The 12,613-nt window shown below is 37.3% G+C and carries 10 protein-coding genes and 1 pseudogene; 6 read left to right on the forward strand and 5 right to left on the reverse strand.

Annotated elements, in window-relative coordinates:
- Positions 1–215: 215 nt before the first annotated feature.
- Positions 216–1,307 carry an NADH-quinone oxidoreductase subunit NuoH gene (gene nuoH, locus QM481_RS16145; RefSeq protein WP_166550120.1) on the reverse strand — a complete coding sequence of 364 codons (1,092 nt, stop codon included), beginning with the start codon at positions 1,305–1,307 and terminating at the stop codon, positions 216–218.
- A gap of 331 nt (positions 1,308–1,638) precedes the next feature.
- Positions 1,639–2,811, reverse strand: coding sequence for a trans-sulfuration enzyme family protein (locus QM481_RS16150; protein ID WP_166550119.1), 1,173 nt, complete (start codon positions 2,809–2,811; stop codon positions 1,639–1,641).
- A 394-nt stretch (positions 2,812–3,205) separates the two neighbouring features.
- Here QM481_RS16150 and QM481_RS16155 point away from each other — a divergent pair, with 394 nt between their 5' ends.
- A complete protein-coding gene (locus tag QM481_RS16155) occupies positions 3,206–4,486 on the forward strand; it encodes a metal-dependent hydrolase family protein (protein ID WP_166550118.1) in 1,281 nt (426 codons plus the stop codon).
- 137 nt (positions 4,487–4,623) lie between these two features.
- On the opposite strand, the gene QM481_RS16160 is transcribed toward QM481_RS16155, so the two are convergent.
- Positions 4,624–5,211: a DUF4202 domain-containing protein gene (locus tag QM481_RS16160; RefSeq protein ID WP_283382456.1), complete on the reverse strand. Its 588-nt coding sequence runs from the start codon at positions 5,209–5,211 to the stop codon at positions 4,624–4,626.
- Positions 5,212–5,369: 158 nt separating this feature from the next.
- Here QM481_RS16160 and QM481_RS16165 point away from each other — a divergent pair, with 158 nt between their 5' ends.
- The 3 genes from QM481_RS16165 to QM481_RS16175 all read left to right on the forward strand — a co-directional run bounded on the left by QM481_RS16165 (position 5,370) and on the right by QM481_RS16175 (position 7,413).
- Complete coding sequence (locus QM481_RS16165; protein ID WP_283382457.1) at positions 5,370–6,146, forward strand: PspA/IM30 family protein; 777 nt, start codon at positions 5,370–5,372, stop codon at positions 6,144–6,146.
- A gap of 84 nt (positions 6,147–6,230) precedes the next feature.
- Positions 6,231–6,788: a TerD family protein gene (locus QM481_RS16170; protein ID WP_283382458.1), complete on the forward strand. Its 558-nt coding sequence runs from the start codon at positions 6,231–6,233 to the stop codon at positions 6,786–6,788.
- 19 nt (positions 6,789–6,807) lie between these two features.
- Entirely contained in the window at positions 6,808–7,413 is a 606-nt protein-coding gene (locus QM481_RS16175) for a TerD family protein (RefSeq protein WP_283382459.1), read from the forward strand.
- A 255-nt stretch (positions 7,414–7,668) separates the two neighbouring features.
- Here QM481_RS16175 and QM481_RS16180 read toward each other — a convergent pair whose 3' ends face one another.
- The gene (locus tag QM481_RS16180) at positions 7,669–8,754 is read right to left on the reverse strand and encodes a carboxypeptidase-like regulatory domain-containing protein (protein ID WP_283382460.1); all 1,086 of its coding nucleotides are present in this window, start codon (positions 8,752–8,754) and stop codon (positions 7,669–7,671) included.
- Positions 8,755–9,145: 391 nt separating this feature from the next.
- On the opposite strand from QM481_RS16180, the gene QM481_RS16185 reads away from it, so the two are divergent.
- The gene (locus tag QM481_RS16185) at positions 9,146–10,102 is read left to right on the forward strand and encodes a TIM barrel protein (RefSeq protein WP_205690805.1); all 957 of its coding nucleotides are present in this window, start codon (positions 9,146–9,148) and stop codon (positions 10,100–10,102) included.
- Between the two features lie 284 nt (positions 10,103–10,386).
- Positions 10,387–11,061: pseudogene (locus tag QM481_RS16190) on the forward strand (mechanosensitive ion channel family protein).
- Positions 11,062–11,356: 295 nt separating this feature from the next.
- Here the strand turns inward: QM481_RS16190 and QM481_RS16195 are convergent.
- Positions 11,357–12,610 carry an aspartate aminotransferase family protein gene (locus QM481_RS16195; protein ID WP_283382461.1) on the reverse strand — a complete coding sequence of 418 codons (1,254 nt, stop codon included), beginning with the start codon at positions 12,608–12,610 and terminating at the stop codon, positions 11,357–11,359.
- Positions 12,611–12,613 lie beyond the last annotated feature (3 nt).

The following is a 12,613-nucleotide window of genomic DNA, read 5'->3' on the forward strand; positions in this document are numbered from 1 at the left end:
TGATTGCGTCTTAAGCCAAGTTATATTTAGGATAGTAGCATCAAAAAAGCGGTTGGGAAATATTTCCTAACCGCTTTTTTGATGAAAACTTTGAGAATAACCCTAATCCTAAAATTCGAGATGATTCGTATTTGTTGAATTAACGTCTAGTTGGGAACGCCCAGTTAAAAAGTTTAAACAGCTTCATGCTTTAACCTAGAGAAGATTATCCTCTGCTAAATCATCAACATTCTCCAAATGGCAGATAAAAATACTGCTAAAATAGAAAATGGCGTTAGTACTTTCCACGTCAAATACATCAATTGGTCAACACGCAAGCGCGGGAATGTCCATCGAACCCACATTTGTACAAAAATGAGCATATAGGCTTTGGCTAACAGCCACACAAACCCCCAAATTGCTCCAGACCATGAACCTGGTTCCCCAGAAGTCCAATTCGCTAATTTGACAGAACCAATATTCGGAAAAGGCGAATTCCAGCCTCCTAAAAACAGGATAACAGCTAAAACGCTTACTAATAGCATCATGCCATATTCTGAAAGGAATATCAATGCCCATCGCATTCCTGAATATTCGGTGTGAAAACCACCAACTAATTCTGATTCAGCTTCGGGTAAATCAAAAGGTGCACGGTTACATTCTGCCAAAGAGGCGATAAAGAAAATGATAAATACGCCAAAGAAGAATGGAACTCTGAAAATATTCCATGTCAAAAACCCTCCTACTTCAGTTACATCAATTCCTAAAGACTTCAGACCAAAAAGATAATTATCATGACCTGAAAAAATACCTTGTTGAGTACTTATTTCTTGCAGGTTTAAGGTTTGAGAAACCATCACGACACACAAAACTGACAAGCCTAACGGAATTTCGTAAGACACAATTTGTGCAACTGAGCGCATAGCACCTAACAATGAATACTTATTGTTAGAAGACCAGCCAGCCATTAAAACCCCAATAATATCAATTGAGACAATTGCCAACAAATAAAATACGCCTATTTGTGCTTGTGAGCCTTGCAGATATTCGCCTGGACCAAGCGGTATTACCGCAAAACCCGCAAAAATCGCCACAAAAATCATACAAGGTGCTGCCAAGAACAGCCACTTATCTGCCAGTTTGGGTACAATATCTTCTTTTAACAAAAGTTTGACTAAGTCTGCAATCAATTGAAGTGAACCGTATTTTCCTACAACCATAGGTCCCAAACGGTCTTGCATAAAGGCAGAGACTTTGCGTTCGGTATATACGCCAATCACAACATTTGCTAATACCAAACTCAAACAAATTAGTAATGCAACGAACATATCTTATTCTTTTAATATTTCGTCGTTGAGCAAAAGAACATTTGAATTAAGAGCATGTTTAAAAATTTTATTTGGCATTTGTAGAAGAAACAAAATTTCCTTTCGCCACTCCTTACTTTTCTTCACTAGGCGTGCCCGTCTAACACAAGAAAAGTAACCGCAGCGGCGGCCGCAAAAGAAAGTCAAGAAATCCTAATCGGAGTGGCGAACCACCTCGCCTGCGGCTCAAACAACAGGATTTCAGAAAAGAAAATACATACTTTTAATTTCCAATGACTTATAAAATTTAAGCATACTTTAAGTTCAAATACTCTTTTGCTCAAAAACATTATTATTCAGCAATTGCTTTTTCTAACGCTTGTTGGAAATCTGCAATTAGATCTTCCACTGACTCCAAACCTACAGCAATACGTACCAATCCGTCGGTGATTCCCACCTCAGCACGTTGTTCTGCACTTAACTTAGAGTGTGTAGTCGATGCTGGGTGTGTGATAATCGTGCGAGTATCTCCCAAGTTTGGTGAAATAGAAGCAATTTTCAAGTGTTTCGACATTTTGTTTACCACTTCAAAACCACCTTTTACATCCATCGTCATAATAGCACCACCCATTTTCATTTGTTTCTTCGCTAATTCATATTGTGGGTGCGAAGTCAAGAATGGATATTTTACCGAATTTAGTGCATCGTTTCCTTCCAAAGCAGAAGCCAACTTATGAGCATTTTCTGAATGCTTCTCCATACGAAGGTGAATCAACTCTAAGCTTTTTGATAAAATCCAAGCATTGAATGGCGACATAGATGGACCTGTATGACGAGCAAAGAAACGAATTTCCTTAATCAAGTCAGCACGACCACATACTACCCCACCCAAAACACGACCTTGTCCGTCGATATATTTCGTAGCTGAGTGAATTACTAAATCTGCACCCCAATCAGCAGGAGTTTGAATAACTGGCGTAGCAAAACAGTTATCGACAGCCAAAATCAAGTTATGTTTTGCTTTCAACTGAGCGATTGCTTCAAGGTCGATCAAATCCAAACCAGGGTTTGAAGGACTTTCACAAAACAAAAACTTGGTATTAGGTTGAATAGCATTTTCCCACTCTTCAATATTATGTCCATCTACGTATGTACAAGTGATACCCCATTTTGTCGTGATTTTGCTCAAAATCTGAATCGCAGAACCAAACAGCGCTTTTGATGCTACCACGTGGTCGCCTTGCTGTAATAATGCTGCCATCGCTGCGAAGTTGGCAGCCATACCCGAAGCAAAAGCAAGTCCATCTTCTGTGTTTTCGAGCATACACATTTTCTCTACAAACTCGTCCACGTTGGGATTCATATATCGAGAATAAATATTTCCTTCCATTTCTTCTGCAAAAATGGCTCTTCCTTGCTCGACATCTTCAAAAGTAAAACTTGAAGTAAGGTACAATGGCACTGAATGTTCACGATTGTGTGAGCGTTCTGCCTGAATTCTGATGGCTTTAGTTTGTTTCTTCATCTTGGCCCTCCATTTTCTACCAAAATCATCGGTCAATTTTGGTGATTTGATTTCGTTTTTGATTAACAACGGTTTTTTCAAACCTACGCTTTACGTATAATTCGAAAGCGATTTTTATCTCTGTTTCTTCGACTTCCTCTTATAATACTCGATAAAATCAATATACTAAATTGGGTATTTCTTTAAAACAAAAGAATCTGACCCCTAAGTTACGCCCAAAAGCTCGAATGGCGAGGAAAAATCGTCTCTTTTTCAAAAAGAAGCGACATTTTTCGATTTTATAATTCTGAATTCTTATTTTTAGGAAGTGGTATATAAATGTTGATTTTGTGATTGAGTTATCAGCATCCCACTTTTCACCGCCATTTTGGCTAAACTACCTTTATTAACAAACATGAAAAAAACGCTACAGACCATCGCCGCTATTGCGATTTTCAGTACGGCTTCACTTGCCCAACGCACACTTCTTCACTGCGGTACATTTATCGATGTTACCAAGGGAAATACCCAAAGTCAGGTAACTGTTATAGTCGAAGGCAAAAGAGTCACAGGAGTGCAAACAGGCTATCTGGCTCCTAAAGGTACCGACAAAGTCATTGATTTAAAGTCCAAAACCGTTATGCCAGGTCTAACAGATATGCATGTGCATATTGAGGGTGAAACTAGTAAAGACCAGTTGGTAAAACGCTATCAATTTAATCAAGCAGATGTAGCTTTTGAAGCAGCTCGTAATGCCAAGACTACTTTAATGGCTGGATTTACCTCAGTACGCGACTTGGGCGGTTCGGGTGTGAATATCGCACTTCGCAATGCGATCAGTAAAGGTATTGCTGTAGGTCCTCGTATTTATACCGCTGGTAGAACTATTGCCACTACAGGAGGACATGGCGATCCAACCAATGCTTTGAGCGAAAACTACACACCAGATCCACACATGGTTACAGGTGTTATCAATGGTGCTGAGGAGGCACGTCAGGCAGTTCGTCAGCGTTACAAAGATGGTTCTGATTGTATCAAAATCACGGCAACTGGTGGTGTTTTGAGTATTGCTAAAAATGGGAAAGCTCCACAGTTTCAAGAAGACGAGTTGGAGGCAATCATCAAAACTGCCAAAGACTATGGATTTCATGTGGCAGCTCACGCACATGGTGCTGAAGGAATCAAGCGTGCGGCTAAAGCAGGCGTAACAACTATCGAGCATGGTACTTTTATGGATGACGAAGCCATTGACATTATGAAACAAAAAGGTACTTACTTAGTGGCTACAATCTTAGCTGGTAAAACTGTTGCCGATTCTGCTAAAGTCCCTGGCTATTATCATCCTCTGGTTGTTCCAAAAGCTTTGGAAACAGGACCACTTATTCAGAATATGTTCGGAAAAGCTTACAAAGCAGGCGTGAAAATTGCTTTTGGTACCGACTCAGGTGTTTCGTTACATGGATTAAATGCCTACGAATTTCAATATATGGTAGAGGCTGGTATGCCAGCAATCGAAGCCATTCAAGCAGCCACAGTAACGCCTGCTAAGATTTTAGGTGTTGAAAAAGATCTTGGTTCAATTGAAGCGGGTAAATTTGCTGATATTATTGCTACCGATGGTAATCCTTTACAAGACATTACTCAAATGCGTAAAGTGAGCTTCGTGATGAAAGACGGTGTTGTTTATAAGCAGTAGGGATTGCATTATTCGTTAGGCATAGAATCTGCTATTCAGCGGCTCTTTTTGAACAAAATTTCTAATCGGGTGCGACTTAAGTCGCGCCCGATTGGAAATTAAACGTTTTAGTGTACAAAATGACTCATGTTTTTCTCCTACCCCAATCGCTCCAACGCTTTTTGAATCAAGGCTAACCCTTTTTCGCTGTAAGACAATTGTAAGGCAAAACTATGCCCATGTGCATCCATCTTCAACAATGATTTTCTGATAATCTCAATCATTTTTTCATCATCATGTTTTTGAAAAAATGCTTCGTATTGAAACTCCAAGAAAACTAAACAAAGTGCATTTTCGATGGTTTGAACATCGGCATCCTGTTTAATTTTTTGTTTAGTAATGATTTGCTTTACTCTTTCTATTACAGATTCATTATATCCAACTTGCTCCAATATCTTAGCGGCTGTTTCGGCATGAAACTTTCCTAAATCCTTTCGCCAAGTCAAATATCCTACTTTCCCTTCAGGATAAGTATTGCGAGGAATACTCCAACGTCCAATATGTTGACTTCTCGATGCTAATTGTAGCTCTTCACTTGCTTGAGGATCTAGTTTCAGAACCCATTCCGAACATTTCAATGCCATAAAATATTCTTGTGGATAGATTTCCCCATTCCATTCAAATGAATTGGGGTCTTGTTTGTTATAATCATCGAACTTTTCGAAAGCCTGAGTAATTTTTTCCATATATTTAGAATAGTGTTTGATACCTGTTCATTTATTTTTGATTCTATCCAAAGCTACAGCACATCATCCACACTAGCAACCAATCATCCCGATTTTGCTTGTTAGTTCAAGATTAAACCTGTTAAATTTCGAACAAATAAACCAAAACATGATTTAAAATGTGGTCTGACTTACTACAAATCCTATTTAACCATGAAAAAAAGTCCTCCACCGACCCTAACCCTCAAGACCCAAACGTTTTGTTGGCGCTGGCCGAAAAAGAACTCATTAAAGCGATTGCTGATGCAGAACAAGTAAAACGTGTTGCCCAAAATAATTATCATAGTCTTCTCGCCAAAGCGGAGGAACTTCAAGGGCAAGCCAATCAAATGTATCAGGCTGCGCAAAAATCGTTACAAACTGGCAACGAGGAACAGGCTCAACAATGGTTACGCAAAAAATCACTCGTCGATGAACGTATTAGTGAGTATAAAACATTGTTGGCTCAAGCTCAACAATTACTTCATCAACTTGAAGCGCAGCATCAGGATTTACAATTTCGCCTAGAGTCTACTCGGCTAAAAGGTCAGATGCTGATTGCCAAAGTTGAAGCGGCCAAGACTCAAAAGCTAGTGGATAGAGTACAAAATTCCGAGAATTCATCTGCATTCGAGCAAATTTCAGTTTTGGAACAGCAGTTTCAAATCAAAGAAGATGAGCGAAGCATGCGAGAGGAATTACAGCAAAATGATACGATAATAAAAAAGGCATTTGAAGAAATTGCCTTTCAACAAAGTATTGAAAAAGATTGGGAAAAACTCAAATCGGAAAAAGATTTGAAATTAAATGATAAACAAGCTAAAAAAATAGAGGACTTTTTTAGCAAAACAAAAGAAAACCCAACTGAGAAACCTCAAAGCGATAAACAGAAAAAAATTGACGATTTCTTTAAATAGACAAGATTTTATACCATTTCAAAAATTAGGTAGCTCTAGTCTGAAACCTGTTTACTATTTTAAAACACTTAAACTCAAAACAAAATGGCAATCAATCTCAAAAAAGGCGGTTCAATCAACCTATCAAAATCAATGACGAAGCTCAACAAACTGATGATTGGGCTTGGCTGGGAATATGCATCTATCCCTGTAGACCTCGACGCCTCAGTGTTCATTCTGGGTGCTAATGGCAAACTCTTATCTGATGAGTATTTTATTTTTTACAACAATCTAAAAGCTCCTGACGGATCAGTGCAACATACGGGTGACAATCGTACAGGTAGCGATAATGATGACGATGAGGTTATTTTAGCAAACTTAGATAATATCCATCCCAACGCCACCGAAATCTGTATTTGTGTAACTATACACCAAGCACTACTCCGTAATCATACCTTCGGAATGTTGCGTGATGCCTACATACGTATAGTGGATATGGATACCAAAGCGGAGGTAGTAAATTATGATTTGGATAGCTCTCATAATGCCGAAAATTCCCTAGTTTTTGCAAGAATCAAAAAATCAGGCAATGAATGGTATTTCTATGCAGATTCTCAAGGTTCAACCTCCGAGTTGCAAGCACTAGTAGATATGTTTGTTTAATAGATAGACCTCTAAGTATATGATAAATCTTACCAAAAATAGCCGTATTTCCTTAGAGAAAAATGGCTCTCAGCTCAAAGAAATTAGCATCGGACTTGATTGGGGAAGTATTCAACATTCATTCTTGTTTGGGCTTTTGAAAGATTCTACTGCTGTTGATTTAGATGGGTCTGTTTCGCTTTTTGACAGTGACAAAAAAGAAATTGAAACCGTATATTTTCACAATCTAAAATCCAGAGATGGAGCTATCAAGCATAGCGGTGACGATAGAGTTGGTGATAGTAGCGCCGACAATAAGGATAATGAAATTATTTATATCAATCTTGAGCAAATAAATCCTAAAGTAACATCAATTTTCATTTATTTAAACTCCTACAAACAACAAGATTTTGCATCAATTCCTTATGCCAAAATCAAAATTGTAGAAGGGAAAAACCATAATCCACAACAGACTTTTGCTACCTATAACATTGCCTCAGACGATACTTATAGTGGATATGTCTCTATGATTATGGGTAAAATCGAAAAACTCAATCACAACTGGACTTTTACTGCCTTGGGAGATCCAATTAAAGCGAAGAATATTAAGGAAACAGTTATGTTAATTCAAGACAGATATATGTAGATTGTCAGAGTGCTATTAATTGCCATTGCTGGAGTTTTCTCCAGCAAATTAGCGTCAGCAACAAACCGACTTACTTATCTCCTCGATACCTGATTTGTTGCTGATTTTAGCCCTCATTGGAGATAACTCCAACGAGGGCTAAAATCAGTATTTGATCCTTACTGCCATTGCTGGAGTTTTCTCCAGCGAATTGGCGTCAGCAACATATCAAACTAGTTATGCTCCTAAAATTTGACGTAACTTATTATTCATTGGTTATTCTATGATAAAATCTGCAGGCAAAGACACAGAAAGTCCTTCATTAGCCCAAAAACCTGTAAGAATCATACCATTAGGTTTTATTAGCCAACCTCCTTTTGAAAAAGTCAGAGTATTATGGGGAAGAATTACCATCGCATTTTTATAAGGATAATCTGAAAAGATTGGATTTTCCTCCTCTCTATCCATCAAAAAAACTAATAACTGTTTATTGGTAAAAAGATTATGTTCATCTGTCCTTTTATCATGAAAATAAAAGTCCGAGAGCTTACACGGAATAATATTTTTCTTAATAATTTCCTCATACACAGAGGTATTAAAAGTATATGTCTTCTCTTTAAAATTAGTTTGAAATACCTCAAACTTATCTTTTTTAAGTCTATTGTTGGCAAGAGAAACCAAAAAATTCCGAAACGACCTCTTGAATGCGATTTTTCTATTTTTGTTCCAAATAAATTCTTGTTCAGCATCTTTAGGCACTAACTTCTCGAAAAATTGATCAATAATGGATTCTGATTCGTTACCATTACACTTAAAATAAGACATTTGTATTGTTATTTTATAACCCAGAGCATCATTTTGAACATAAAAAGGTTCAACAGCAGAAGCAAATAAATTCTTATTATCATCATATTGAAGCCTTATTACATCTGGGTTTAATATCTTGCATTCTCTAGCAAAATCTGATTGTCCCAACAATGCTGCCTGAAATAGCTGCCATTTTCTTTTGAAATCTTTAGGTTGTTTAGCTGTTATAGTGACTTCTGGGATGGCTATTGGCTTCAGTGAAAATGTAAAATTTTGCATTGTTCCTAATTGCTGAGTAATATTTTCTCTCAAGCCTTGAAAACCCACAAAGGAAACCACCAATTCTATATTGGGAATTGTATTTGGAATTTGTAGTTTGAAACCACCATTTGAATCAGTTGTAGTCCTAAAAGAAGTGTTGTTGGCAAAAACATTAGCAAATTCAACAGGCTTTTGTTTTTCGTCGATTACTTTACCAGTGATTTCCCAAAATAATTTTTGAGAAAAAGAACTCTGAATATTTAACAGATAGATGAAGAGTAGTAATTTTTTCATAAAAATAAGTTTGTTAATCTAACTATTAATGAGAACTAGACTATAGGAATCAAACATAACATTAAACTATTTATATTCAGATAATTACAGATTACAATTACATTATATTCTAGCACCACCGATAATTTTAGAAATAGAAATAGTTTTACTTTTTGCTGTTAATGCCATTGCTGGAGTTTTCTCCAGCAAATTGGAGTCACCAACCTATAAGCGTACTTATATCCTCTAAACTTGGTTAGTGACGCATTAAGCTCATTGGAGATAGATCTACCTAGGGTAAATATGGCATGTAATAGATTTATATTTCAAAAAAATCAATTATTCTTTTTGATACAATAAAGCAAATATTTACATTTACATCTATAAATAATCTAAAAACTATCCAATTATAATGAATACTAGAAGAGATTTTCTGAAAACTTCAGGTGGTGCTTTAGCCGCAAGCTTATTACCTTGGAATAATTTGTTTGCGCAGGCAGGTCTGGTTAACAAAGTCGGAATTCAACTTTTTTCTTTACCCAAAATGCTCGATAAAGACTTTGCAGGCACAATGCAATTCTTATCAAAAATGGGTTACAAAGAAATTGAGCTATTTGGACCTTACCCATTTAGTGCCGAAGCTGCCCGTGAAAGTTGGAGCAAAGTAACACCGATGCTTGGGTTTAGCGGAAGTGGTTATTTCGGAAAATCAGCTAAAGAAGTAAAGCAAATTCTTCAAGATAACGGTTTAAAAACTCCTTCAGCGCATACCGATTTGGCAACCCTTCTCAACAATATGCCACAACTCGGAGAAGCAGGACGCACTTTGGGTTTTGAATACGTGGTATTGCCTGCCATTCCTGAAGACCGTCGTAAAAACTTGGATGACTACAAAAGAATTATCGACGATTTTAATAAAATTGGTGAAAATGCAAAGAAAGAAGGCTTAAAGTTTGGTTACCATAACCATGGATACGGGTTGAGTAAAATGGATGGTATTGTTCCATTAGAGCTGATCATGGAAAAAACGGATCCAAATTTGGTTTTCTTTGAAATGGATATTTATTGGACAACCGCTGGTGGACTTGACCCAATTGCATTATTGGATAAGTACAAAAATCGCTATCACATGCTCCATTTGAAGGATATGAAGGAGAAAAAACGCTTCTCAGGTGATGGTAATAGCTCTAACCAATGGTTTGAATTATTCCCATATATGACATCCGCTGGTGATGGTGTTTTGGGTGTGAAAGAGATTGTTGAAAAAGCTAAGCAAGTGGGTGTAAAACACTATTTTGTAGAGCAAGATTTAGTAGCTAATCCAGATGTGGCTTTAAAGAAAAGTATCGATTTTATTAAGTCGGTTTAAAAATATTGACCTGAACATTACTATCCACTATTAATTCGTATAAAGGGAGACTACAACGGTCTCCCTTTTTTGTTTCCAAAGGTGACTATTCCAAGCAATTACGTCCGAAAGTCAAATTATTCACTTAAACCTCACTTATTACCATGGACGTTAGTTTCTCAAATCTCAAAGACCAAATCTTTCTTGCTATTACACAGTATGGTGGAAAAATTTTATTAGCACTTATCGTTTTTATGATTGGTCGTAAAATTATCACAAAAGCCTCTCAGCTTCTAGGCTCCAAAATGACCAAAAGTAATTTTGACAAAGATGTCCAGCCATTTCTAATCTCTCTCGTTTCGGTTGGTTTAAACATCATGCTATTGCTAAGTTGTGCAGGTATTTTGGGTATTCAAACCACTTCTTTTGTCGCTGTACTAGGAGCAGCTGGCTTGGCTGTTGGATTAGCATTACAGGGGAGTTTATCAAACTTTGCTGGTGGTGTATTAATCCTCATTTTCAAACCTTACAAAGTTGGTGACTTGATTAGTGCATAGGGATTCACTGGAACAGTAGAATCGGTGCAAATATTCAATACCATTTTGGTAACGCCTGACAATAAAACATTGATTTTACCCAACGGAGCATTAGCCACATCTGCAATCACCAATATTAGTGGCAAAGGAACAATACGAGTAGATATGGTTTTTGCTGTGGGAAATCAAAATTCGTTAGAATCAGTCAAAAAAGCATTTACATATGCGGTGAAACTATGTCCTACTGCTTTACAAAACATTGAACACGATATTTTGCTCAACTCTATGACCGAAAATGCTTTAAAATTTGATGTGAGAGTTTGGACGAACTCTGAAAATTACTGGGCAACTTATTATGGTATTACAGAATTGGTATATGAACACTTGAAAAAAGAAGGTATTGAAGCGCCTAAAATTCATCTAAACTTGCATCAATTATCATAATGGCGAATCATTCGGAATTTACGCTCTAATTAGTCATCCCTAATTTAGTGTTTGAACGAATGAGTGATTAATTTAAATTTGTATTCTGGCAGTAGAGACGCAATGTTTGCGTCTCTAGATGAATTAAATCTGGTATAGTAGTATCAAAAAAGGGGTTCGAAATTAGTTTTTCGAACCCCTTTTTTGATGAAAATTTAAAGAATAACCCCAACCTTAAAATTCGGGATGACTCATATTTTGATATGATATACCTTTATACGCTAAGTCTTTCCTTTCTATTATGGATACTTATTGTTTACTCAATACATGAAAGTATAATTTCACAAGCAGTTCTAATTTGTTCCTCTGTGATGATTAAAGGTGGAGCAATTCGCATCGAATTATCACAAAACAAAAACCAATCTGTCAATAAACCTTTTTCTATAGCTCGGTCGATAATCCCCTTTAGTTCATCAAAATCAGCAAATTCTACTGCCATCATCAAGCCTTGATTACGAACTTCTTTGATTTTAGGATGAACCAGCAATGAACGAAATAGAGCTGCTTTTTCAGGAACTGACTCATACAGTTTCTCTCCTCTAATCAAATTAATTGTTGCCAGTGATGCCGCAGCCGAAACAGGATGTCCACCGAAAGTAGTAATATGTCCCAAAATCGGATTATCCTTAAATACACTCATCACTTTCTGATTCGCAATAAATGCTCCGATAGGCATACCTCCGCCCATCCCTTTGGCGCTGGTAATAACATCTGGATAGATACCAAATTGCTCAAAAGCCCAAAAGCTTCCTGTGCGACCAAAACCAGTTTGTATTTCGTCAATAATTAAAAGTGCTCCTACCTCATCGCATTTTTTGCGTAATGCCTGAAAATACGCTATGGTTGGCACTCTTACCCCTGCTTCTCCACCAATGATTTCGATAATAACGGCGGCGGTTTGCTCGGTGACTTGCTCAATATCAGCCATATTCCCATGCGTGATATTTTTAGTCATTGGCAACAGAGGTCTGAAATTTCTTTTGAAATTTTCACTGCCTGATAGCGACAATGCTCCCTGTGTAGCGCCATGGTAAGCGTTATAGCAAGATACGAACTCTGTTCTTTGTGTGTATCGTTTCGCCAACTTCATTGCTCCTTCGATGGCTTCAGTGCCAGAGTTGGTAAAATATACATTGTCCAACACAGGTCTATCTCCTGCGCTTGGGGTTAGCGAATCCACCAAAGCTTTGGCTAATTGCACCTGTGGACTTTGTACAAATTCTCCATAAACCATCAAGTGCATATATTTGTCGACTTGGTCTTTTATCGCCTCAACGACTTTGGGGTGACGATGCCCCACATTGGATACCCCAATACCCGAAATCAAATCTAGATAAGACTTTCCTTCTGTGTCATATAAATAAACCCCTTCGGCACGCTCGATCTCCAAGGCTAATGGAAAATCTGAGGTTTGGGCTACGTTTTTCAAAAATAACTCACGCTGCGTAATCAAAACCGTAATGTTTAATATGTGATGAAGCCACAAAATTACGAGATTTTGTGGCTTCATTTC

This window comes from Flectobacillus rivi (assembly GCF_030056655.1).
Lineage (GTDB): Bacteria > Bacteroidota > Bacteroidia > Cytophagales > Spirosomataceae > Flectobacillus > Flectobacillus rivi.